Consider the following 23360-nt stretch of genomic DNA (forward strand, 5'->3'; position numbering starts at 1 on the left):
GGTCCCCCAAAGATCGCCTCAGGCTTGCCTCAAGACGGGTGGACCGGCTCACGGGGCGTCATCGCCCACCGGATCGTGCCGGTCGCGACCCCGCCCAGCGCGCGCACCACGGTCCTCTCCGACACCGGCAGCCACGGCAGCCTCAACGGCAACCGGGTCCACCGGGGCATCAGCCCGATGGCGGCCGCCGCGATCACGCCGTACGGCGCGCGGGCGAGCACCGGCAGCGGCGGGCGCAGCAGCAGGTAGCCGACGGTGGCGCGGGCCTCGGGGGTGCTCCGCAGCTCCGGGCGGTACGCCGCCAGCGCCGCGGCGAGCTCGGCCTCGGTGGTCGGCGGGTCCACCACGCCGAGGCGGCGGGCGACCTCGGCGGTCTGCGCGACGTAGGTGTCCCGGTCGGCACCGGTGAGCGGCTCGCGACCGTAGACGGTGTGTGCCCGCAGGAAGCTGTCGATCTCCGCGACGTGCACCCAGCCCAGCAGGTGCGGGTCGGAGGCGGCGTACGGCGTCCCGTCGGCCATCGTGCCCACGATGTGCTCGTGGATCCGGCGGACCGCGGCGACCGACTGATCCGCGTCGTCGGCGGCGCCGAACGTCGTGACCGCGATGAAGCGGCTGGTCCGCGCGAGCCGGCCCCAGGAGTCGTGGCGGAAGTCGGAGTGCTCGGCGACGCCGCGCATCGCGGCCGGGTGCAGCGTCTGGAGCAGCAGCGCCCGGAGGCCGCCGATGAACATCGACGCGTCCCCGTGCACCCGCGTGATCGGGCTGCCCGGCTCGAACCAGCGCGGTCCCGGGCGGTTGTGGATCCGGTCGGCGTGCTTGGCGCCGTCCGGACCGGCGACGCGCGCGAAGAGCTGCTGGCCGATCCGGTCGCGCACATGCGGCAGTGCAGTTGCCATATGGCGACTGTACGGAGTCTCATACAGCATGCGACTGAAGGCGGTGGCGGCTTCGGTCGCGGGAGTGCTGGCAGTGGGACTGGCAGTGATCGTGCCGGTGGCGACACCGGTGGCGTCGGGGGAGGCGGTGGCTGCGCCGGCGGCGTTCGCCGTCCAGCCGATCACCTGGGGTCGCTGCGCCGACCCGGACCTGCGCAAGGCGAAGGCCCGCTGCGGCACGTTGGTGGTCCCGCTCGACCACGCCGACCCGACCGGTCCGACCATCTCGCTGGCCGTCTCCCGGGTGAAGCACACCCGGGGCCCGTTCCGCGGCGCCGTCTTCACCAACCCCGGCGGCCCGGGCAGCGACGGCACCTGGCTGGCGCCGTACGGCAGCTACGTCCCGCGCAAGGTCGGGCTCACCTACGACTGGTACGGCGTCGACCCGCGCGGCACCGGCGCCAGCCGTCCGCTGCTGAGCTGCGACAGCTCGTACTTCGGCTGGAACCGGCCCGACTACGTGCCCACGAGCGCCACGATCATGAAGTACTGGCGGCACACGACCGAGAAGTACGCGAAGGACTGTGGCCGGTCGAAGGCCAAGCGCCTGCTGGCCCACGTGCGCACGACCGACAGCGCCGCCGACTTCGACCTGCTGCGCCAGGCCATCGGCCTCGACAAGATCACGTTCTTCGGGTTCTCCTACGGCACCTACCTCGCGCAGGTCTACGCGACGCTCTTCCCCGACCACGTGCAGGCGCTGGTCATGGACGGCGTCATCGACCCCGACCGCGTGTTCTACCGGTCGAACCTCGACCAGGACCCCGCCTTCCAGAAGTCGTTCAACGCGTTCCTCGCCTGGGTCGGCAAGTACCCCTCGACGTACCACCTCGGCAAGGGCCGCAAGGCCGTCGAGCGCACCTACGAGCGGCTCCGCAAGCGCCTGAAGCGGCACCCGGCCGGCGGCAAGGTCGGCCCCGACGAGCTCGACGACGCGCTGCTCAACGCCGGCTACTACAACGGCTACTACCCGTACGTCGCCAGCGCGCTCGCCGCGCTGGCCAACGACGGCAACCCCCAGGGGATCAAGCAGCTCTACCGCGGCTCGAACCCGGTCGGGAAGAACGCCGACAACTCGTTCGCGATGTACCTCGCGACCCAGTGCACCGACGCCGTCTGGCCGACCGACTGGAAGACCTGGGCGGCCGACAGCCGCCGGCTCGACCGCAAGGCGCCGTTCCTGACCTGGGCCAACAACTGGTTCAACGCCCCGTGCCGGACCTGGCCGGTGGCCGGGACGCCCCGGGTGGACGTCACCGGCGCCGGCCTCGACGACGTGCCGATCCTGCTGCTCAGCGAGACCCACGACCCGGCCACGCCGTACGCCGGTGCGCTCGCTGCTCGCCGGATCTTCCCGAGCGCACGTCTGGTCGCCGGCGTCGGCGGCTACTCGCACGCGGTGTCGCTGTCGGGCGTCGCCTGCACCGACAACGCGATCGCCGCCGTCCTCGAGACCGGCGCCCTGCCGGCCCGGGCGTCGGGCAACCGCGCGGACAAGGAGTGCCCGCCGCTGGCGGCGCCGAAGCCGCCGAAGAAGGCTGCCCGGGTCGCGCCGCTGCTCCACCGGACCTGGTGGAGCCGCTAGGCAGGCTCAGGCGTCCCAGGTCCGGAGCCAGATGGTGTGCTCCGACTCCGTCAGCTTGGCCAGCGCATCGGCCGGGAGCGGGTCGAGGGTGTCCGTGACGACGTAGCCCTGCTGCCCACGGGTGGAGAGGAACTGGCCGGTCACGTTGGCGCCGGCGTCGGCGAGCACTCCGTTGACGCCGGCCAGGACGCCCGGCACGTTGTGGTGCAGGAAGCCGATGCGGTGCCCGGCCTGCAGCTGCGGGGCGAGGACGGCGGGCAGGTTGACCGACAGCTCGGTGCGGCCCTCGAGCGAGAAGCCCGCGAGCTTGCCGGCCACGAAGTAGCCGATCTCCTCCTGCGCCTCCTGGGTGGAGCCGCCGACGTGCGGGGTGAGGATCACGTTGTCGAGGCCGCGGAGGACCGACTCGAACTCGTCGCCCTGGGCCTTCGGCTCGACCGGGAACACGTCGAGCGCCGCGCCCGCGATGTGGCCGGACAGGATGTGGTCGCGCAGCGACTCGTTGTCGACGACCATGCCGCGCGCGGCGTTGATGAAGATGCTGCGGGGCTTCATCTTCGCGAACTGCTCCGCGCCGAAGAAGCCGGCGTTGCCCGGGCGCCCGTCGACGTGGAGGCTGACGACGTCGGCCTTCGACAGCAGCTCGTCGAGGGTCCGCATCCGCTGCGCGTTGCCGTGGGCCAGCCGGTCGGCGGTGTCGAAGAAGATCACCCGCAGGCCGAGTGCCTCCGCGAGGTTGGAGAGCTGGGTGCCGATGTTGCCGTAGCCGACGATGCCCAGCGTCCGGCCGCGCACCTCGTGGCTGCCCTTGGCCGACTTGTCCCAGACGCCCGCGTGCATCTTCTCGGTCTTCTCGGTGAGCCGGCGCGCGAGCGCGATGATCTCGCCGATCACGAGCTCGACGACGCTGCGGGTGTTGGAGTACGGCGCGTTGAAGACCGCGATGCCACGGTCGGCGGCGGCCACCAGGTCGACCTGGTTGGTGCCGATGCAGAAGCACCCGATCGCCAGCAGGTCCGGGGCGCCGTCGAGGACGGTCTGCGTGATGTGCGTGTTGGAGCGGATCCCGAGCAGCTGGACGCCGGGGAGGGCCTCGACCAGCTCGGCCTCGGACAGGGAGCCGGCCCGCAGCTCGACCTCGAAGCCACGCGCCTCGAGGATCTCGACGGCCAGCGGGTGGATGTTCTCGAGCAGCAGCACCTTCACGATCGACCAGCCTAGGTGGGGCGGCGCAGGGTGCCGAACCGGCGCCGACCGTCAAGACGGTCGACCGGGTGCTAGGGGCGCATCCAGTGCGGGTGGCTCCGGTTGCCCTTGCAGACATAGCGACGGCCATGGGCGTCCCATCCGCTGTGCCCGTAGCTGGCTCGCGGACAGAACTGCCCGCCGCGGATGCAGCTGCCGCTCGATGTGTGGGTGCAGGAGCGCGCCCGTTCGGACTGCTGAGGGCCAGCGGCCGCCTGGGAGGCGACCGGCACGGATACCAGGCCGGCCAGGGCGATCGTCAGGGCGGCGATGAACATGCGTAGGGTCATCCCGCGACGCTAGGTGTGATCGGCATCACATGAGGCCGAACGTCCGATCCGGCGGCACCTGACTGGACCGGCGGGTTCGGCCTCCGCATCGCCCGCGCACCGGCATAGTGACCGCACATGGGAGCACGTCGGACAGCCTGGGTCGCCACCGTTCTCGTCATGGGCGCCGCCGTCCTTGCTCCTGCGGCCGTCACCGCCGCTCCGACCTCGTCGGTCCACCACACGCCCGACCGAGGCGCCTGGCAGGTGCGGGCGGTCGGCCCCGGGCAGTACGTCGTCAGCTGGACGTCGCCCACCCGGCTGCCGCTCGGCTCCGACCGGCCGACCGTCGTCGGACCGACGGCCTGGCGGATCGGCACCTCCACGGTTGCGGCCGACGGACGGACGGTCCGGGCGCGGGTCTCCGCGGCGACCCGACCCGACCCGGCGCTGCTCGACGTACGGCTCTCCGGCGACCGGCTCGACGTCGCCGGCCGCGACCTGGCGCGCCGCGGGCAGCGAGCGGTCGACCAGCCGCTCGACCTCCCCGGCACCGAGACGCTCGCGACCGACCCCGGCACGCCCGGCCCGTACGCCGTGGTGACCAGTGACTACGCCCTCGACCCGGTGCCGGTCCCGGGCATGCGCGTGCCCATCGAGATGGTCGGCCACGTCGTCGAGCCGGCCGCCTCCGCCCCCACCGGACCGCGGCCGCTGGTGCTCTTCCTGCACGGGCGGCACGGCGTCTGCTACGACCCGGCGGACCCGGAGGCCTGGACCGACGACTGGCCGTGCCGGGCGCCGTTCCGCGAGATCGAGAGCCAGCTCGGCTACGACTACCTCCAGCGGGTGCTGGCGTCGCAGGGCTACGCGACCGTCTCGGTCCGGGTCAACGGCATCAACGCGCAGGACTACGCCACCCCCGACGGCGGCGCCGATGCGCGGGCGCGGATCGTGCAGGCCCACCTGGACCACTGGGTCGACCTCGCCGCCGCGCACCAGGTCGACCTGGACCGCGTGGTCCTGGTCGGGCACAGCCGTGGCGGTGAAGGGGTCGACCGGGCCTCGATCCGGATCCCCCTGACCGCGCCGTACCGGATCGTCGGGCAGGTGCTGATCGCGCCGACCGACTTCGGCGCGCAGACCGCGCCGTACGTCCCGACCGTGACGCTGCTGCCCTTCTGCGACGGCGACGTGAGCGACCTGCAGGGCCAGAAGTTCACCGACAACAGCCGTGACCTGTCCGCCGGCGACACGTCGCTGAAGAGCAGCGTCCTGGTGATGGGCGCCAACCACAACTTCTTCAACACCGAGTGGACACCCGGCGCCGCGGCGGCGCCGGCCAGCGACGACTGGTACGGCGACCCGGGGTCGACCTGTGGCACCAAGGACCCCCAGCGGCTCAGCGCCGCCGAGCAGCGAGCCGTCGGGACGGCGTACGTCGCCGGCGCGGTGCGGCTCTTCGCGTCCGGCGACCAGGCGGTGCTGCCGCTCTTCGACGGCTCCCGGGCGCGGGTCACGTCCCAGGGCGCCGCGCAGACGCTGAGCCAGGCGATCGGCGGCGGCCGGGTGCTGCGCACGCCGGCCGTCTCCACTGGGCTGTCGCTGGCCGACGGCGCCCAGACCCGCTTCTGCACGGGGGTGTACGACGACCAGAAGATCGGCTCCTGCGGCCGCGACGCCGGTGCCGCTGCCGCTGCCCCGCACTGGCCGGGGTCGGGCGAGCGGCTGCCGGCGCGCAGCTGGTTCGAGATGACCTGGACCGCGAGCGGCCAGTCGGGCGGGATGCTCCTCACCAGCCCGCTGGACCTGACCGGGCGCCGGCTCGAGCTGCGCACCATCGTGGGGGGTCGGACGGACCCGGCGGTCGAGGTCCGGATCACCGACGCCGACGGGGCCAGCGCGCTGCTCGACCCGGTCGGTGGTGGCGGGCTGCCCCAGCTGGGCTCCTCACCCGACGTCCGCAAGCTCTGGGCGCAGACCCTCGTGGCCGACCCGGCAGGGGCTGCGGTCGACCTGACGCGCATCGTCGCCGTCGACCTGGTCGGCACCAGCAGCCGGGGCCGGCTGTGGGTCGCCGACCTCGCCGCCGCACCGGCGACTCTCGCGGCCGTCCCCGCCCGGCGGCTCCCCACGGTCGACATCGCGCGCGTGCGGATCACCGAGGGCTCGGGCGGTCGCAAGGTCGCCCGCATCCCGTTCACGGTGCACGGTGCGGTCACGGCGCCGGCCCGCTTCACGGTCGTGACCGTCGGGCAGGCCCGCGGGGACGTCCAGCGGTTCGCGGTCGACCTGGCGCCCGGCCAGACCGGCGGCTCGATCCCGGTCGGCTACGACGCCGATCACCGGGCCGACTACCGCCGACTGGTGACCCAGGTCGCCGGCTGGGCCAACCGCAACGTGATGACCGACCGCTACCTCGGCGACCTCACGATCATCGACGACGACCCGCGGCCGAAGGTCTCGGTGCGGATGGTGTCGCGGACGGTGACCGAGGGCCGACCCGCGCAGTGGCGGGTCCGGCTCGCGCACGCCGCCGACTTCGACCTGGTCGTCACCGGGAAGGTCGTGCACGGGCCGGGGACCCCGGTCCGCGTCGAGGACATCGCGTCGTCCTGGACGGACCTCCACGTCGGGCCGGTCAGTCCGACCAAGGCGCTGTGGAAGACCGGAGCCGCGACGTACGACGCCCTGCGCCCGGGTGACCGCGAGCTGCTGGTCACGATCCCGACCCAGGCCGACCACGACGACGAGGGTCCCGAGACCCTCACGCTCCGCTTCCGGATCGGCCGGGAGTCCTTCCGGCGTACGGTCCGGATCGTCGACGGCCGCTAGAAGCGGGTCAGAGGATCGACAGGGCGACCACGAGGACGAGGACGGCGAGCGCGATGCCCAGCAGCAGCACCAGGAACATCACCCCGGGCCGCGACTGCCGCTCGAGCCCGATCCGGCCCCTCGCGAACTGGTGGTACGGCGGCGCGTAGAACGCGTCGACCGTCTGCCCCTCGGCGAGGTCGAGGTCGAGGGCCGCCTGGCCGTAGGTCCGCATCCACTGGCAGTCGACGTCGATGTGCCAGTGCCCGGGCGGCACCGGGAAGACGTTCTCGCCGTACGACGACGGCACGGGATAGCCGTTGAGCCGCACCTTCGGCGAGATCATGTTGCTGGTCATCACGCTGCCCTGGACCGTCAGGCGGATCCAGCTGGTCGGGGCGGGTGCGGGCGGCTGCTGCGGAGTCGTCACGCGGTCAGCATGTCGCAGACCGTGGTGTCCAAAACACGGGTGGTGGACCCGACGCACCAGGTGCCCCGGATCCACCACACTCGTCAGTCGCCCTTGACGTTCACGATCTGGCGCAGCGTGTGCCGGACCTCGACCAGGTCGGCGGCGTCCGCCATGACCTGGTCGATGTCCTTGTACGCCGCCGGGATCTCGTCGATGAACGCGTCGGTGTCGCGGTACTCGATCCCGACCATCGCCTCTCGCAGCTGCTCCCGGGTGAAGGTCCTGCGCGCCCGGGACCGCGAGTACTCCCGCCCGGCGCCGTGCGGTGCCGAGTTCAACGAGAGTGCGTTGCCGAGCCCGGAGACGACGTACGACGCCGTGCCCATCGAGCCGGGGATCAGCCCGGGTCGACCCGCCTCGGCGTTGATGGCACCCTTGCGCGAGAGCCACACGTCCTTGCCGAAGTGGCGCTCCTGCTCGGTGTAGTTGTGGTGGCAGTTGATCTCCTCGTGCCGCTCCACGTCCGAGCCGACCCACTCCGCGAACTGGCGCACCACCCGGTCCATCATCTCGTCCCGGTTGAGCAGCGCGTAGGTCTGCGCCCAGCGCATCTCGCCGATGTAGGACCAGAACTCGGGCGTGCCCTCGGCCAGGTAGGCGAGGTCCCGGTCGGGGAGCGTGATCCACCACTTCTCACACAGGTCGCGCGCCACCCGGATGTGCTTCTGGGCGATCCGGTTGCCGACGCCCCGCGAGCCCGAGTGCAGGAACAGCCAGACCCGGTCGAGCTCGTCGACCGAGACCTCGATGAAGTGGTTGCCCGAACCGAGGGTGCCCAGCTGCAGCTCCCACCTGCCGGCGTACGCCCCGGGTTCGAAGCGGGTCCGCTCCGCCAGGCCGGTCAGCTGCTCGAGGCGCTCACGGGTGTGCTCGCGGCTGACCGTGCGGTTGCTCGCGCCGGCCGAGACCGGGATCGCCCGCTCGATGGCCTCGCGCAGCGGCCGACGGTCGGCCGGCAGCTGGTCGCGCGTGTACTGCGTGCGGACGGCGATCATGCCGCAGCCGATGTCGACCCCGACGGCGGCCGGCATGATCGCGCCGAGGGTCGGGATCACCGACCCGACGGTCGCTCCCAGCCCCAGGTGGGCGTCGGGCATCAGCGCGAGGTGCGGGAAGACGAACGGCATCGTCGCCGTCGTCTCCGCCTGCTCGCGGGTGCCCTGCTCGAGGATCGACGCCCAGTTCATGAGCGTCTTGCTGATCTGCTCCATGGTCCTTCCCTGACTTCTTCTCGCCGACCGGTCGATCGGCGACGCGCCAGGCTAGGTGGCCGCAATCCCGTTGCACATGGGGTTTTCGGCGTGCGTCACTGCGTGGGTGACCCCCACTGCCGACGACTTCCAGGCCCTGGCGCGCAGCTCGCCCTGGCGCTGGACGGCCCTGCACCTGCGGCACCGCTCGCGGCGCTTGGACGTCGAGGTCTGGCTGGAGCGCCCCGACGGCGTACGCATCATCGACTCGTCGGGTGCGCCGGTGACGATCAACCTCGAGTCCCAGCGCCCGGACGGCCGGGCGACCCGACCGTGGGATCCGGTCAACGGTGACGACGGGCTCTACTGGGACAACTACAGCTGGCTCGCCATGCTCGACCCGGTCGAGCTCAGTCACGACGTCGCGCTCGCACGGCTCCGCGAGGACGAGGTGGTGGGGCGTGCCGTGTGGCGAGCCGACGTACGCGCCCTGCCGGGCTACGACCCGCGGTGCAGCTGCTGTGCGCTGGTCTGGTGCGAGGTGGCCGACACCTACGAGTACGGCGACCGCCCGGGGTGGACCCCCACGAAGGAGGCCTACCCGGACCACTACGACGTCGCGCTCGACGTCGCGACCGGCATCGTGGTGCGATGCCTGCCGGTCGGTGGCTCGCCCGATGCGGCCCGGATCGAGAACGACATCGTCGAGGTGGACGCAGGCTGACAGGGATCCCTGCAGCGTCCTACGCCGGCAGGTCCTCCGCGTCCACGATCCGGTAGGCGTAGCCCTGCTCGGCGAGGAACCGCTGCCGGTTCTGGGCGAACTCGGCGTCGACGGTGTCGCGGGAGACGATCGTGTAGAAGTGAGCGGTCTTGCCCTCGGACTTCGGGCGGAGCAGCCGGCCGAGGCGCTGCGCCTCCTCCTGGCGGGACCCGAACGAACCGGACACCTGGATGGCGACCTCGGCCGAGGGCAGGTCGATGGAGAAGTTCGCGACCTTGGAGACGACGAGCAGCCCGACCTCGCCGGAGCGGAACGCGTCGAAGAGCCGCTGCCGCTCCTTGACCGGCGTCTCGCCCTTGATGACCGGGGCGTCGAGCGCGAGCGCGAGCTCGTCGAGCTGGTCGATGTACTGCCCGATCACCAGCGTCGGCTGGCCCGGGTGCTGCGCGACGAGGTCGCGGACGACGTCGATCTTGTGGTGCGTGCAGGACGCGAGGCGGTAGCGCTCCTCGGGCTCGGCGGTCGCGTACGTCAGCCGCTCGGACGACGGCAGCGTCACCCGCACCTCGACGCAGTCGGCGGGCGCGATCCAGCCCTGGGACTCGATGTCCTTCCACGGGGCGTCGTACCGCTTCGGGCCGATCAGCGAGAAGACGTCGCCCTCGCGGCCGTCCTCGCGCACCAGCGTCGCGGTCAGCCCGAGCCGGCGGCGGGCCTGCAGGTTGGCGGTCATCCGGAAGATCGGCGCGGGCAGCAGGTGCACCTCGTCGTACACGATCAGGCCCCAGTCGCGGGCGTCCAGGAGCTCGAGGTGCGAGTAGACGCCCTTCCGCTTGGTCGTCAGCACCTGGTACGTCGCGATCGTGACCGGTCGGACCTCCTTGACGGAGCCGGAGTACTCGCCGATCTCCTCCTCGGTCAGGGAGGTACGGCGCATCAGCTCGTCCTTCCACTGGCGCGCCGAGACGGTGTTGGTGACGAGGATCAGGGTGGTCGCCTTGGCCTCGGCCATCGCGGCCGCACCGACCAGGGTCTTGCCGGCGCCGCAGGGGAGCACGACGACGCCGGAGCCGCCGTGCCAGAAGGAGTCCACGGCCTCGCGCTGGTAGGCGCGCAGCTGCCACTCGGTCTCGTCGAGGAAGATCGGGTGGGCCTCGCCGTCGACGTACCCGGCGAAGTCCTCGGCCGGCCAGCCCAGCTTGAGCAGCGCCTGCTTGAGGTTGCCCCGCTCGGACGCATGCACGACGACGGTGTCGTCGTCGACGCGCTCGCCGAGCATGCCCGCGATCTTCTTGGCGCGGAGCACCTCCTCCAGGACCGGGCGGTCGTTGGAGACCAGCACCAGGCCGTGGATCGGGTTCTTCTCGAGCCGCAGCCGCCCGTAGCGGGCCATCGTCTCGGCGACGTCGACCAGCAGCGCGTGCGGGACGGCGTACCGGCTGAACTCCAGCAGCGTGTCGACGACCTGCTCGGCGTCGTGTCCGGCGGCGCGGGCGTTCCACAGGCCCAGCGGCGTCAGCCGGTAGGTGTGCACGTGCTCGGGGGAGCGCTCGAGCTCGGCGAACGGCGCGATCGCCTTGCGGCACTCCACCGCGCGCTCGTGGTCGATCTCGAGCAGCAGCGTCTTGTCGGACTGGACGATCAGGGGGCCGTCATTCACCGGGCAAGCCTACGGACCGGGCGAAGCCTCAGGCGTAGAGGCAGAAGGGGTGGCCGTCGGGGTCCAGCATCACCCGCACGGTGTCCTGCGGCTGGAACTCCGCGGGCGTCGCCCCGAGCTCGACCGCGTGGGCCACGGCGGCCTCGAGGTCCTCCACCTCGAAGTCGAGGTGCAGCTGCTGCTGCGGCTGGAAGAGCGTCGAGGGCCAGACCGGCGCGATGTGCTGTGCGTTGAGGTGGAAGGCGAGGTAGGCGACGCCGTCGGGCGCGCTCAGCGTCACCCAGTCCTCGTCGTCGTTCGCGATCTCCCACTCGAGCAGGTCGGCGTAGAAGCGGCCGAGCTGCCGCGGCGTACGCGAGTCGAGGACCACGCCCCAGTAGTCCTTGCGGGCCGACCGGTCCGGGCTGGTGTCGTGCGTGATCCGTCCGCGCATGCGCCACACCGTACGTCAGCGGCGAGTTTCATCGGTCGGCCGATGAAACTCACGCTGGGACGACAAAGCTTCATCGTCCAAGCGTGAGTTTTGTCGGTCAGCCGATGAAACTCCCGGCCCGCTCAGCCTCGGCCCGGCGCCGGGCGCGGTACGCCGCGACGTTGGAGCGCGACGAGCAGCGGTCGGAGCAGTAGCGCCGCGACCTGTTGGGGGAGGCGTCGACGAAGGCGTTGGTGCACGGTGCCGACGAGCAGACCCCGAGCCGGTCCGCGCCGAGGTCGCAGACCAGCGTCGACAGGCCGAGCAGGGACTCGCCGACGACCTGCTCGGCGACGCTGCCCGACCCCGTCCAGACGTGCAGGTGCAGGTGCTGGGCGTCGTGGTCGGAGATCTGCGGGGTGATCGGGTGCCGCGCGAGGAGCTCGTTGAGGCCGGCGACGACCGCGGGCACGTCCCCCGACTCACCCGCGTCGAACACCGGTCGCAGCTCGCGCTGGAGCTTGCGCAGCAGCATGCAGTCCCGGTCGACGGCCCGCTCCTGCAGCCCCGGCCGTCCGTCGAGGTAGGCCACCAGGCCGTCGACCTCGGAGAGGTCCGCGTTGAGCAGCGCAGCCGCCGCCTCGGCGTACCGGATGAAGTCCACGATTCAACCTTACCGACCGGGTGGCAGCGGGCGGACCGTCGTGATCCGGTGCACCGCGAAGGTGCGTACGTCGTCGCTGCGGTGGTCGTGCGCGGTGAGGCTGCCGCCGTCGAGCGAGCGCGGGTCCACGACCCGCTCGGAGCTGGCGCCCTGGTTGTCGACGTACCCGATCACCACGGTGCGCCCGGTCTCGATCGCCTCGCGCAGGGCGGCCATCGACCCGCTCGGGGTCAGCCGGTCGGCAGGTGCGGCGGGTCGGGTGGTCTCGGCCCGGTCGCCGGCCCGGATCGCGGCGACGACCTGGCTGGCGAGCGCGGTCTCGCGGGCGCTGCGCTGGGCCCGGCCGCGGTGCTCCTTCGGCGTACGGGCGCGGAGCACGTCGGCGCGGGCGACGTGGACGGTGCCGTCGGGCGACTCGACGACGGGCGCGACACCGAGGTCGCGCAGCCGCGGCAGCAGCACGTCGAGCGGCGTGGTGCTGATCAGGACGGTGGGGGCCAGCCGCCGCAGCCCCAGCGAGGCTGCCTTGGGGTGGTGCAGCAGCTCCGCCAGCGCGGCCTCGTCGTCCGCGCGCAGGAAGGCCTCGGCGTGGCCCACGCGGACCGAGCCGAAGGTGCGGGCGGTGTCGTCGACCAGGTAGGTGAGCGGCTGCGGCACCGGCGTCCGCGAGACCGACGCGACGAACTCGTGCACCTCCACCGCCGACCAGCCGGTGTCCAGAGCCCGGCGCACGGAGCCCGGCGTGAACCGGTAGACCGTCGCCCCGCCGCGCGACTCGACGTCCGCGACGAGCTGCAGCCGCCGGGCCAGCTGCGACTCCAGCGGCCCCGGCGCCACGGCCGTGAGGTCGGCCTGGAGCAGCACGTGGTCCACGGGTTCGGGGAGCAGCGCCGCCAGACCCGCCGTCGCGGCCGCGCGGTCACCGGCCACGAACGCGCGGGCGTACGACGACAGGCCGCCCAGTGCCGCGACGCCCAGGGACGTGGCCTCCTCGACCGCCCACACCACCTGGTCGGCGCGGGTGCGGGGACGGCGGGGGCGCAGCCACTCGACGCGGGACCGCAGCGACGGCACGCCCGTGCCCGTGGCCAGGACGGTGCCCGGCGGCAGCTCGGCGACCACCGCGAGCGTCACCGTGCGCGTCTCGACCTGGTGCACGCCGGAGAGCTCGGGCGCGAGCGCGTTCCAGGTCTTGCCGGCCGGGTCGCGGGAGCCGACCAGGCCGGGCAGCCGCGGGCTGTCCCACCAGGCGGCGACCAGGGCCAGCCAGCGCTCGGCGGTCGGCTTGGCGGTCCAGGTGTCGAAGGCGTCGGTGGGGATCCAGCGCGGCGACCCGTCGGGCCCGGCGGCCGTGGAGAGGAGCCCCGCGACCGCGACCACCTCGACCAGGAGCGCCGCGGTCGCCTCGTCGACGTGCAGCTCGGTCGTCAGCGCGCGCAGGTCGCGCACCCCGAGGCCGCCGTTGCGCAGGGCGGCCGGTGGACGGGTGCTCCACTCGTCGAGCATCAGCTCCACCCGGCGTACGGTCTCGAACGCCGCGCCCGCGGCCGCCCGGTCGACGATGTCCTGGGACCGCTCGGAGGTCGCCAGCTCGGGCGGCTCGTCCGCGGCGTACGTCGTGGTGTGGCCGCCGCGCAGCGCCAGGCCGACCTCCCCCGGCAGCACCACGCCGCCACCGGTGCGCGGCACCAGCAGGCGGTGGGCCAGGAGCTCCTCCGCCGGCGTCGTCGCGTCCTCCGGCAGCAGCGTGTGCCGGGAGGCGACGGTCGTCGCCGCCCCGCCGGAGTCGAGGACGTGCTCGAGCATCGCCCGGGCGGCCGGGGAGAGCTCGGCGAGGCGACGCCCGACCTCGGCGGCCGGCAGCGGGTCGGCCGAGACCGGTCGCAGGCCGCTGACCCCGGGCGTTCCCGGCGTCAACGCCTCGGCCACCGTCGTCAGGGCGCGCAGGCCCTGCGGGCTCTCCCAGGCGAGCGCGAGGTCCAGCAGACGGTCGAGCGCGGAGCGCACCGCGGCCGGGTCGCCGTTGACCGCGTCCACCAGGTCGTCGGCACTGGTTTGGCCGACGACGACGAGGGCATCAAGGACACAGAGCTCGAGCCGGTTCAGCTGGTCGAGCGCGCGCAGGACAGAAGACCGGGTGGCCGCACGGGATGCGAGCTGACCGGAGTCATGAGGTGCTGGAGAAGCGAGATCGGGGCGTTCGTGGAGCAGACGGGACAGTCGTTCGACCGACCAGGCACGGAGCTGGTCGGCGAGCGTGCGGTACGCCGTCGTGGACATCCCTCCCACGCTACCGGGCCGGGTGCAGGACCCACCTGGTCGTTCCGGGGTGGGACGTGGTTCGGCATCTTCGGGCCGCGGGCGACCGTCGTGCTGCCCCCGACCGAGAAGGACCGGGTCGCGCCGCTGTGGTCACTGGTCGACGACGGCGCCGGCTTCGACGAGACGCTGGACGCCCTGATCTCGGCGGGCCTGCGGGAGCTGCCGGGATTCGTCCTGGTCAGCGAGGAGGACGACGAGACGCGGGTGGTGATCCGCGGTGCCGCGCAGGTGCACCTCGCGGCCGGCGACGACGTCGTCCACGTGGTCGGCGACGACACGACGACCTGGGTCGAGCGCAGCGTGCCCGGGGTGACGCGCGTGCGGATCGAGGTCGCCGACGACGTCCCGGAGCCAGGCGCCGAGGGCGCGCTCGACGGCCTGCTCGACGGTGGACTGGTGCGGCTCGCCGCCGCCGAGCACCCGCCCACGGCCGATGAGGCCGACGAGGTCGTCGTACCCCCGCCTGCCGACCACGACGGACTCACCCGCGCGCCGCAGACCGTGCCCGTCGACGTACCGGCTCCTCCGGGCATCCCGGGGCAGGAGCCGGCGCCGCCGGTCACCGCCCGCCCGGTCGCCCGCCTGGTGCTGCCCGACGGGGAGACCGTCGACGTGGACCGCTCCGTCCTGGTCGGCCGGGCGCCCGAGGCCAGCCGGATCGTCACCGACGGCGCCCCGCGTCTCGTGGCCGTCGCGAGCCCGCACCAGGAGGTGTCCTCGACCCACCTCGAGGTGCGCCCGGGCTCGGGAGCGGACCACGGCCTGGCCGTCGCCACCGACCTCGGCTCGACCAACGGCTCGGTCGTCGTCCAGCCGGGCCTCCCGCCGGAGGAGCTCCGCCCCGGCGTCACCGTCCAGCTCGTCCCCGGTGCGCTCGTCGACCTCGGCGACGGCGTGACGATCGAGGTCGTCGACGCGTGACCGGCCGGACCACCCCGCTGACTCCGGTCGCTGACCTCGACCGACGGTTCTACGCCTTCGCCATCGACCGGTCCATCGCCTGGGGCATCGACGCCGCCGCCGCGGTCGTCCTCGTCCAGCTGCTCATCGAGCCCGGCAACGTCTGGGCCGGCGTCGCCGCGATCGCCGGCGTGGTCGTCCTCGTCGCCGTCGTCTTCTCGGTCGTGCTCGGCGTGACCGGCAGCTCGCCCGGCATGGCCATCTCCGCGATCCGCGTGGTGCGGGAGGGGGCCGGTACGCCGATCGGGGTCCGCGCCGCCCTGCTGCGCCAGCTGGTCCTCGGGGTCGCCGCGCTGCCGACGCTCGGGCTCGGCGTCGCCACCCTCGCGTGGACCGCTGTCATGGACGCCGGCGGCCGCCGGCGCGGCTGGCACGACCACGTCGCCCACTCCGTCGTGGTCGACGTCCGGCCGGCGCCCGAGGAGGCGCCCGAGCCGGAGGCCGCGCCCCACCAGATCGTCAACCTCACCGCCCTGCGGCTGGTCCCCGCGCCCGCGCCCACCGCGGTGAGCGCCACCACCCGGATCCGGCCGCCGACCGCACCGCCGCCGACCACCCCTCCCGCGGCAGCCCCGGCACCCCCGGAGGTGACCCCGGCAGCTCCGGCAGCCGCGCCGCCGGTCGAGCCGGCGGTCGAGCCGCCCGCCCCGCGGCATGCCGCCCCGGCCCCTGCCCCCGCGCCCGCCCCGGCCCCGGAGGTCCCGGCGGTCGCCGAGGCCCCGGCCCCCTCGCGCCGGCAGCTCGGCTACCCGCTGGTGCCGGAGCCCCGCCCCGACGCGGAGCCGACCGCCGGCAGCCACGTCGCCCGCCGGGCTGCCGCGCGCTGGCGCGTCAGCTTCGACACGGGGGAGTCCTTCGTCGTCGACGGGCTCGCCCTGGTCGGTCGCCGCCCGGCGGCCCACAACGGCGAGCAGGTGCGCCACCTCGTGGAGCTGGCCTCGTCCGACATGTCGCTGTCCAAGACCCACGCCCAGTTCCAGGTCGCCGCCGACGGCGCCCTGGTGGTGATGGACCGTGGGTCGACCAACGGCTCGTTCCTGGTCCGGCAGGGCGTGCCCCGCGGCCTGCCCGCGGGCAAGGCGGCGACCCTGATCGACGGTGACCACGTGCGCTTCGGCGACCGCGAGATGACCGTCGTACGCGAGGGCTGATCGCGACTAGATTGCCGCCATGACCTTCGAGTACGAGCTCTCCGTCCCGACCACCGCGAGCCCCGCCGACGTGTGGGCCCTGTGGAGCGACATCGGCAGCTGGCACGCCTGGGACCCCGCCGTGGAGCGGGTCGCCATGGAGGGGCACTTCGCCGAGGGTGCAGCGGGCACGATGTCGTTGGTGGGCGGGATCGAGGCGCCGTTCGTCCTCGAGATCGTCGAGCCCGGCGCCCGCTTCCTCGACCGCCTCACGATCGGCGACCTGGTCATCCGGATCGACCACCAGGTGAGCGCGACCGACGGTGGGGCCGAGGTCCTGGTCCGCACGACCGTCGAGGGGCCCGGCGCCGACGACATCGGCCCGATGGTCACCGGCGACACCCCGAGGGCGCTCGAGGCGCTCACCGGGATGGCCGAGAAGTCGTCCTGACCGACCTGTCGTACCGGCGCCCGCCCGTTCGTGGAGTGGGTGAGACACCCCCACGAGAGGACCCACCATGCGCTCCCTGATCACCACCCACTTCATCTCCCTCGACGGCGTCGCCGAGGCACCCGGCGGGGAGGAGGGCTACCGCCACGCCGGCTGGACCTTCGACGTCGAGGGCGACCCGGCGCAGTACGAGCGCAAGGGCAGCGAGCAGGACGAGGCCGGCGCGTTCCTCATGGGCGGCCGCTCCTACGACGCCTTCTCGCAGGTCTGGCCGACCATGGACTACTTCGCCGGCTGGAACGCGATGCCCAAGTACGTCGTCTCGAGCACCGTCACCGACCCGCAGTGGGAGAACACCGCCGTGATCTCCTTCGACGAGGTCGCCGGCCTCAAGGAGACCGAGGGTGGGCCGATCTTCGTGCAGGGCAGCATGCTGCTCACCCAGTCCCTCCTCAAGGCGGGCCTGGTCGACGAGATGCGGCTGATGGTCTTCCCGGTCATCCTGGGCAGTGGCCGCGGCCCCTTCCCGACCGACGCCGAGGACAAGGTCACGCTCACGCTGGCCGACTCCACGACGTACGCCAACGGGGTGCAGTACCAGGTGCTCCGCACGCAACGTTGAGCCAACGTCGCCCGGCGTAGGTTCGACCGCATGGAGTCGTATGCGAAGGGTGAGTCCGAGCCGGCGCTGCTCGAGGAGACGATCGGCGCCAACCTCGAGCGCACGGTCGCGGCCAACGCCGAGCGCGAGGCGCTCGTCGAGTTCGCCAGCGGCCGCCGTTGGACCTGGGCGGAGCTCGACCGCGACGTCGACGCCGTCGCCCGTGGCCTGATCGCGGCCGGGCTCGAGAAGGGGGACCGGGTCGGGATCTGGGCGCCCAACTGCGCCGAGTGGACCCTCACGCAGTACGCCGCGGCCAAGGCCGGCGTGGTGCTGGTCAACGTCAACCCGGCGTACCGCACCCACGAGCTCGCCTACGTCGTCAACCAGTCCGGCATGAAGCTGCTCGTCGCGGCGACGCGCTTCAAGACCAGCGAGTACCGCCAGATGGTCGAGGCCACGGCCGGCGAGTGCCCGACCCTGCAGCGGGCCGTCTACCTCGACACCGACGACTGGGCCGAGCTCGTCGCGAGCGGTGAGCAGCTGCCCGACGGGGCGCTGGCGGAGCGGATGGCGACGCTGGCGCCCGAGGACCCGATCAACATCCAGTACACGTCCGGCACCACGGGCCGGCCCAAGGGTGCGACGCTGAGCCACCGCAACATCCTCAACAACGGCTACTTCACGACCGAGCTGATCAACCTGGGGCCGGACGACCGGCTGTGCATCCCGGTGCCCTTCTACCACTGCTTCGGCATGGTGATGGGCAACCTGGGGTGCACCTCCCACGGCACCACCATGGTGATCCCGGCACCCGGCTTCGACCCCGAGATCACGCTCCGTGCGATCGCCGAGGAGCGCTGCACCGGCGTGTACGGCGTCCCGACGATGTTCATCGCGATGCAGCACCACCCGACGTTCGCCGAGCACGACCTCACCAGCCTGCGCACCGGGATCATGGCCGGCTCGATCTGCCCGGTCGAGGTGATGAAGCACTGCGTCGACGACATGCACATGGCCGAGGTCTCGATCGCCTACGGCATGACCGAGACCTCACCCGTCTCCTGCCAGACCCGGGCCGACGACGACCTCGACCGGCGTACGGCGACCATCGGGCGGGTCCACCCCCACGTCGAGATCAAGGTGGTCGACCCGGTCACCGGCGAGACCGTCGAGCGCGGCCAGCCGGGCGAGTTCTGCACCCGCGGCTACTCGGTGATGCTGGGCTACTGGCAGGACGACGAGAAGACCGCCGAGGCCATCGACGCCGACGGCTGGATGCACACCGGCGACCTCGCCGAGATGCGCGAGGACGGCTACTGCAACATCGTCGGCCGGATCAAGGACATGGTCATCCGCGGCGGCGAGAACGTCTACCCGCGCGAGATCGAGGAGTTCCTCTACGCCCACCCCGACGTCGAGGACGTGCAGGTGATCGGCGTCCCGGACGAGAAGTACGGCGAGGAGCTGTGCGCCTGGATCAAGATGCGCTCCGGCGCCGAGCCCCTCGACGCCGCGGCCGTCCGCGCCTACGCCACCGGCAAGCTCGCGCACTACAAGATCCCGCGCTACGTGCTCGTCGTCGAGGAGTTCCCGATGACGGTGACCGGCAAGATCCGCAAGGTGCAGATGCGCGAGGAGACGGCTCACCAGCTGGGCCTCGGCTGACGCCGAGATCGTCGAGTGACGTGAAACGGCCCCTGGGACAGCCGGTCGAGGGCCGTTTCGCGTCACTCGACGTGGTCACGCCGCTGCGCCGCCTCACACCCCGACCTCCTAGGCTGGAGCCATGGTGGATCAGCTGGTCGTCGGGTTCGACCTCGACATGACGCTGATCGACACCGCGCCCGGCTTCCGGGACGTGCTGGCGGCGCTGGGCGGCGAGCTCGGCGTCGAGTTCCCGATCGAGGAGATGACGGCCAAGCTCGGGCCGCCCCTCGACCTGCTGCTCGAGCCCTACCTCGCCGCCGACGCGATCCCGGCCGCGGGCGACCGGTTCCGCGCGCTCTACCCCGACCACGCGATCGCGGGCACCCCTGCGTTCGAGGGTGCGCACGACGCGATCGCCGCCGTACGCCGGCACGCCGGCCGTGTCGTCGTGGTCACCGGCAAGTACCCCGCCAACGCGCAGCTCCACCTCGACCACCTCGCCTTCGACGTCGACCACCTCGAGGGGTGGGTGTGGGGCGTCGGCAAGGCCGACGCGCTGCGTCGCGAGGGTGCGTCGATCTACGTCGGCGACCACGTGCACGACGTCGAGGGCGCGCTGGCCGCCGGCGCCCTCAGCGTCTCCGTGCTCACCGGCGGCTGCACCCGCGAGGAGCTCGAGGCCGCCGGCACCCACGTCGTCCTCGACAGCCTCGCCGAGTTCCCGGCCTGGCTCGAGGGGCACCTGCTCGACCTCCGCCTCGCGGCCCTCGACGCCGACCTGAAGCAGCGTGGCTCGGTGCTCGTCGCCTACAGCGGCGGCGCCGACAGCGCCCTCCTGCTGGCCGCCGCCGTCCGCGCCCTCGGCGCCGACAACGTCGCGGCCGCCACCGGCTACTCGCACTCGCTGCCCCAGGCCGAGCGCGACCCGGCGCGCGACTTCGCCCAGAGCCTCGGGGTCGAGGTGCTCACCCCCGAGACCCACGAGATGGAGCGCGAGGGCTACCGCGCCAACGCCGGCGACCGGTGCTACTTCTGCAAGGCCGAGCTCCTCGACGTGCTCACCCCGATCGCCGCCGCCCGCGGCCTCGCCCACGTGGCGACGGGGACCAACGCCGACGACGTCGTCGCCGGCTTCCGCCCCGGCATCCGGGCCGCCGCCGAGCGCGACGCGATCACCCCGCTGGCCGACGCCGGTCTCACCAAGGAGCAGGTCCGGGCGGCATCGCTGCGTTGGGGCCTGCCGACCTGGGACAAGCCCGCGGCCGCCTGCCTCTCGTCCCGGATCGCGTACGGCGTGGAGGTGACCCCCCACCGGCTCGGCCGCGTGGAGCGCGCCGAGGTCGCCGTCCGCACCGCCCTCGCCGACCACGGCCCGCGCAACCTGCGGGTCCGCGACCTCGGGGAGAGGGCGTCCGTGGAGATCGACGCGACCCTGCTCCCGCTCGATGCGGCCGTGGAGGCAGACCTGCTCGACGCCGTACGTGCCGCCGGCTTCGCCGAGGCCGCCGTGGACCCCCGCGGATTTCGTTCGGGATCCATGAACGAGGCGCTATAGGCTGTGCCGTCCGGCGCGGCCGGTCCGAGCAGCCCAGCAAGCAAGAAGAGGTCAGATCCGTGCCCACTGGCAAGGTGAAGTGGTACGACAACGACAAGGGATTCGGGTTCCTGTCGCAGGAGGACGGACCCGACGTCTACGTGCGCGCCGAGGCGCTCCCCGAGGGCACCACCGCCCTCAAGGCCGGCACCCGCGTCGAGTTCGGCATCGCCCAGGGCCGCAAGGGCGACCAGGCGCTCCAGGTGAAGATCCTCGACCGGCCGGCGTCGGTCGCGCGCAACCAGCGCGACGCCAAGCGCAAGAAGCCCGACGAGATGGCCACCATCGTCGAGGACCTGATCCGGCTGCTCGACGGCGTCGGCGAGGCCTACCGCCACGGCCGGCAGCCCGACGGCAAGGCCGCCAAGCCGGTCGCCGCGCTGCTGCGCGCCGTCGCGGACGAGCTCGAGAGCTAGTTCCCGGTCCGCACCTCGCGCGACGCCCGCCCCGGCCGGCGGACCAGCACGAACAACGACCAGCCCACCAGCACGGCGGTGGCCACGCCGAGGCCCAGCCGCGGCGGGTCGATCGGCATCACGATGCCGATGAAGCCGCCGATCACCCACGCCAGCTGGAGGGTGGTGTCGCTGCGCGCGAACGCGCTCGCCTGCACCCGGTGCGGTACGTCGCGCTGGATGGTCGCGTCGAGCGAGAACTTCGCCAGCGCCTGACCCAGCCCCGCCACCAGGCCGAGCAGGGCCAGCGCGAGGACGCCGTAGAAGACCAGCCCGAACGCCACCACCGCGACGTCGGCGACCAGGACGCCGGAGACGGTGACGGACGGGTTGATCCGCTTGAGCATCGACGCGGCGATGACGCCGAGGAAGTTGCCGGCCGCGGCGCCGCCGACGACCAGGGCGGTGAGCACCTCGGTGCTCCAGCCGTCGATCGGGTTCTCGCGGAGCTGGAAGGCCATGAACATGATCAGGAAGCCCGACATCCACCGCGGTCCGCAGTTGGCCCGCAGCGCGTAGGCGACCGCAGGGGGGATCCGGACGCTGCCCTGGCGCGCTCGGCCCTCGTCGTGGCTGCGCAGCAGCAGGTCGCCCTCGCCCTCGCTCGAGTCGACCCGCGACGGCAGCCGGACCGCGGCGATGGTGGCGGCCACGAACAGCAGGAAGGCGTAGCGGAGCACCCACTCCGGACCGGCCAGCGAGGCGAGCCCGGCCAGCGGTGCCGACACGGCCACGCCGACGATGCCGGACATCGACACCCGACCGTTGGCCTTGACCAGCGTGAAGTCGCGGGGGAGCAGCCGGGGTACGGCGGCGGCGCGCGTGACGCCGTACGCCTTGGACGCGACGAGCACGCCGAGGGCGGCGGGGAAGAGCCACGGCGAGTCCGTCACGACCGCCCCGGCGAGCACCCAGACCAGGAAGGCGCGGATCGCCATGGTCGCGCCGATCGCCCAGCGGCGGCCGTGGGCGAACCGGTCGAGGAAGGGGCCGATCAGCGGCGCCACGATCGCGAACGGCAGCATCGTGAGGCCGAGGAAGAGCGCCACCTGACCGCGCGCCTCGCCGGACGGCACGGTGAAGAACAGCGTCCCCGCGAGGGAGATCGCCACCGCGGCGTCGCCGGCGGTGTTGAAGAAGTGCATCTGGATGAGCCGGGAGAGCCCGGACTCGCCGGCGCCCTGGGCCTCGGCGGCGCGCCGCGCCTGGCGCATCGTGAAGCGACCGAACCGCCCGGTTGCCCGGGCCGTCGCCCCCAGGCCGCGGCCGACCTTCGAGCCCGCCCGGGCGCCTGGCTTCGAGCCGTCCGCGGGGTGCGGGTCCCGCCAGCGCTGCTCGTCCGTCGACGAGTCGGAGGGCGGGGTCATGGACCCCATCCTGCCCGGTCGACCGAGCCCCGACCTGACATCCCGGGGGGCGATGCGTCATGATTTCGTCCGTGATCACGATCGCGCGCCCCAAGTCCGACTCTGCCACCGTGGCGGCGGTCGATCTGGCCCGCGCCGCCCTCGTCGAGGAGGTCGGTGCCGCCGACGTCGGCGACCACCTCGGCCACGTGGTCGAGGGCGAGCGGGTGGTCACCCACCTCTTCGCGTGCCTCCGACCCGGCTACGTCGGCTGGCAGTGGTCCGTGACCGTCGCCCGGGCGAGCCGCAGCAAGGACGTCACGGTCGACGAGATCGTGCTCGTGCCCGGGGACGCCGCGATCGTCGCCCCGCCGTGGGTCCCCTACCGTGAGCGCATCAAGCCCGGCGACCTCTCGCCCGGCGACCTGCTGCCGGTCGACGACGACGACCCGCGCCTGGTCCCGACGTACCTCTTCGGCGACGACCCGCTCGACGCCGACGACAAGGCCCAGATCCGGGCGGTCGCCCAGGACCTCGGGCTCGGCCGGGTCCGCACCCTCGGCCCGGAGGGCCGCGACCTCGCCGCCCAGCGGTGGTACGACGGCGACGGCGGCCCGGAGGCCCCGATCGCGCGCTCGGCCCCCGACCACTGCTCGACCTGCGGGTTCCTGGTCCGCATCGCCGGGCCGCTCTCGGAGCTCTTCGGCGTCTGCGCCAACGGCGACGCCAACGACGACGGCCGGATCGTCTCGTTCGACCACGGCTGCGGCGCGCACTCCGAGGTCCGGCTGGCCAAGAAGCACGAGCCCCCGCCGCCGCCGGTGCCGGTCTTCGACACGCTGACCGTCGACGAGGTCGAGATCCTCTCCTAGGAGGGG

The 23360-nt window shown here is 73.0% G+C and carries 21 protein-coding genes; 11 read left to right on the forward strand and 10 right to left on the reverse strand.

The genetic code is table 11. The features are described from left to right. Window positions 1-29: 29 nt before the first annotated feature. Window positions 30-899 carry an oxygenase MpaB family protein gene (locus ABEA34_RS15345; protein WP_345522230.1) on the reverse strand — a complete coding sequence of 290 codons (870 nt, stop codon included), beginning with the start codon at window positions 897-899 and terminating at the stop codon, window positions 30-32. A gap of 28 nt (window positions 900-927) precedes the next feature. On the opposite strand from ABEA34_RS15345, the gene ABEA34_RS15350 reads away from it, so the two are divergent. Beyond that, a complete protein-coding gene (locus ABEA34_RS15350) occupies window positions 928-2523 on the forward strand; it encodes an alpha/beta hydrolase (RefSeq protein ID WP_345522231.1) in 1596 nt (531 codons plus the stop codon). A gap of 6 nt (window positions 2524-2529) precedes the next feature. On the opposite strand, the gene serA is transcribed toward ABEA34_RS15350, so the two are convergent. Both serA and ABEA34_RS15360 read right to left on the reverse strand, forming a co-directional pair. Further along, on the reverse strand, window positions 2530-3729 hold the full coding sequence (gene serA, locus ABEA34_RS15355) for a phosphoglycerate dehydrogenase (protein WP_345522232.1): 1200 nt from the start codon (window positions 3727-3729) through the stop codon (window positions 2530-2532). Window positions 3730-3800: 71 nt separating this feature from the next. After that, complete coding sequence (locus tag ABEA34_RS15360; RefSeq protein WP_345522233.1) at window positions 3801-4058, reverse strand: hypothetical protein; 258 nt, start codon at window positions 4056-4058, stop codon at window positions 3801-3803. Between the two features lie 117 nt (window positions 4059-4175). Between ABEA34_RS15360 and ABEA34_RS15365 the strand changes: the two genes are divergently transcribed. Next, window positions 4176-6872: a hypothetical protein gene (locus ABEA34_RS15365; protein WP_345522234.1), complete on the forward strand. Its 2697-nt coding sequence runs from the start codon at window positions 4176-4178 to the stop codon at window positions 6870-6872. Between the two features lie 7 nt (window positions 6873-6879). Here ABEA34_RS15365 and ABEA34_RS15370 read toward each other — a convergent pair whose 3' ends face one another. Then, window positions 6880-7281 (reverse strand): hypothetical protein, encoded by a 402-nt coding sequence (locus ABEA34_RS15370; RefSeq protein ID WP_345522235.1) that lies wholly within the window; start codon window positions 7279-7281, stop codon window positions 6880-6882. Window positions 7282-7364: 83 nt separating this feature from the next. Beyond that, complete coding sequence (locus ABEA34_RS15375; RefSeq protein WP_345522236.1) at window positions 7365-8534, reverse strand: RtcB family protein; 1170 nt, start codon at window positions 8532-8534, stop codon at window positions 7365-7367. Window positions 8535-8640: 106 nt separating this feature from the next. Between ABEA34_RS15375 and ABEA34_RS15380 the strand changes: the two genes are divergently transcribed. Continuing rightward, window positions 8641-9237: a hypothetical protein gene (locus tag ABEA34_RS15380; protein ID WP_345522237.1), complete on the forward strand. Its 597-nt coding sequence runs from the start codon at window positions 8641-8643 to the stop codon at window positions 9235-9237. 19 nt (window positions 9238-9256) lie between these two features. Here ABEA34_RS15380 and ABEA34_RS15385 read toward each other — a convergent pair whose 3' ends face one another. The 4 genes from ABEA34_RS15385 to ABEA34_RS15400 all read right to left on the reverse strand — a co-directional run bounded on the left by ABEA34_RS15385 (window position 9257) and on the right by ABEA34_RS15400 (window position 14253). Next, complete coding sequence (locus ABEA34_RS15385; RefSeq protein ID WP_345522238.1) at window positions 9257-10897, reverse strand: DNA repair helicase XPB; 1641 nt, start codon at window positions 10895-10897, stop codon at window positions 9257-9259. Window positions 10898-10925: 28 nt separating this feature from the next. Further along, window positions 10926-11330: a VOC family protein gene (locus tag ABEA34_RS15390; RefSeq protein WP_345522240.1), complete on the reverse strand. Its 405-nt coding sequence runs from the start codon at window positions 11328-11330 to the stop codon at window positions 10926-10928. A gap of 97 nt (window positions 11331-11427) precedes the next feature. Next, window positions 11428-11973, reverse strand: a complete 546-nt coding sequence (locus tag ABEA34_RS15395) for a CGNR zinc finger domain-containing protein (RefSeq protein ID WP_345522242.1) — start codon at window positions 11971-11973, stop codon at window positions 11428-11430. Between the two features lie 9 nt (window positions 11974-11982). Next, window positions 11983-14253 (reverse strand): helicase-associated domain-containing protein, encoded by a 2271-nt coding sequence (locus tag ABEA34_RS15400; RefSeq protein WP_345522244.1) that lies wholly within the window; start codon window positions 14251-14253, stop codon window positions 11983-11985. Window positions 14254-14343: 90 nt separating this feature from the next. On the opposite strand from ABEA34_RS15400, the gene ABEA34_RS15405 reads away from it, so the two are divergent. From ABEA34_RS15405 to ABEA34_RS15435, 7 genes are all read left to right on the forward strand, one after another. Next, window positions 14344-15216, forward strand: a complete 873-nt coding sequence (locus ABEA34_RS15405; protein WP_345522246.1) for an FHA domain-containing protein — start codon at window positions 14344-14346, stop codon at window positions 15214-15216. Then, window positions 15213-16406 carry an RDD family protein gene (locus ABEA34_RS15410; protein WP_345522248.1) on the forward strand — a complete coding sequence of 398 codons (1194 nt, stop codon included), beginning with the start codon at window positions 15213-15215 and terminating at the stop codon, window positions 16404-16406. Before ABEA34_RS15405 ends, ABEA34_RS15410 begins: the two co-directional genes overlap by 4 nt. 19 nt (window positions 16407-16425) lie before the next feature. Further along, window positions 16426-16836 (forward strand): SRPBCC family protein, encoded by a 411-nt coding sequence (locus ABEA34_RS15415; protein WP_345522249.1) that lies wholly within the window; start codon window positions 16426-16428, stop codon window positions 16834-16836. A gap of 67 nt (window positions 16837-16903) precedes the next feature. Further along, complete coding sequence (locus ABEA34_RS15420; RefSeq protein ID WP_345522250.1) at window positions 16904-17458, forward strand: dihydrofolate reductase family protein; 555 nt, start codon at window positions 16904-16906, stop codon at window positions 17456-17458. Window positions 17459-17488: 30 nt separating this feature from the next. Then, on the forward strand, window positions 17489-19105 hold the full coding sequence (locus ABEA34_RS15425) for an AMP-binding protein (protein ID WP_345522251.1): 1617 nt from the start codon (window positions 17489-17491) through the stop codon (window positions 19103-19105). Window positions 19106-19226: 121 nt separating this feature from the next. After that, the gene (gene larE / locus ABEA34_RS15430; protein WP_345522252.1) at window positions 19227-20642 is read left to right on the forward strand and encodes an ATP-dependent sacrificial sulfur transferase LarE; all 1416 of its coding nucleotides are present in this window, start codon (window positions 19227-19229) and stop codon (window positions 20640-20642) included. A 59-nt stretch (window positions 20643-20701) separates the two neighbouring features. Beyond that, window positions 20702-21097 carry a cold-shock protein gene (locus ABEA34_RS15435; protein ID WP_345522253.1) on the forward strand — a complete coding sequence of 132 codons (396 nt, stop codon included), beginning with the start codon at window positions 20702-20704 and terminating at the stop codon, window positions 21095-21097. Here the strand turns inward: ABEA34_RS15435 and ABEA34_RS15440 are convergent. Then, window positions 21094-22503: an MFS transporter gene (locus tag ABEA34_RS15440; RefSeq protein ID WP_345522254.1), complete on the reverse strand. Its 1410-nt coding sequence runs from the start codon at window positions 22501-22503 to the stop codon at window positions 21094-21096. The two genes, ABEA34_RS15435 and ABEA34_RS15440, sit on opposite strands and share 4 nt — an antisense overlap. Before the next feature lie 59 nt (window positions 22504-22562). Here ABEA34_RS15440 and ABEA34_RS15445 point away from each other — a divergent pair, with 59 nt between their 5' ends. After that, a complete protein-coding gene (locus tag ABEA34_RS15445; protein ID WP_425576877.1) occupies window positions 22563-23354 on the forward strand; it encodes a DUF3027 domain-containing protein in 792 nt (263 codons plus the stop codon). Window positions 23355-23360 lie beyond the last annotated feature (6 nt).

Origin of the sequence: Nocardioides conyzicola, assembly GCF_039543825.1 — a bacterium.
Taxonomy (GTDB): Bacteria; Actinomycetota; Actinomycetes; order Propionibacteriales; family Nocardioidaceae; genus Nocardioides; species Nocardioides conyzicola.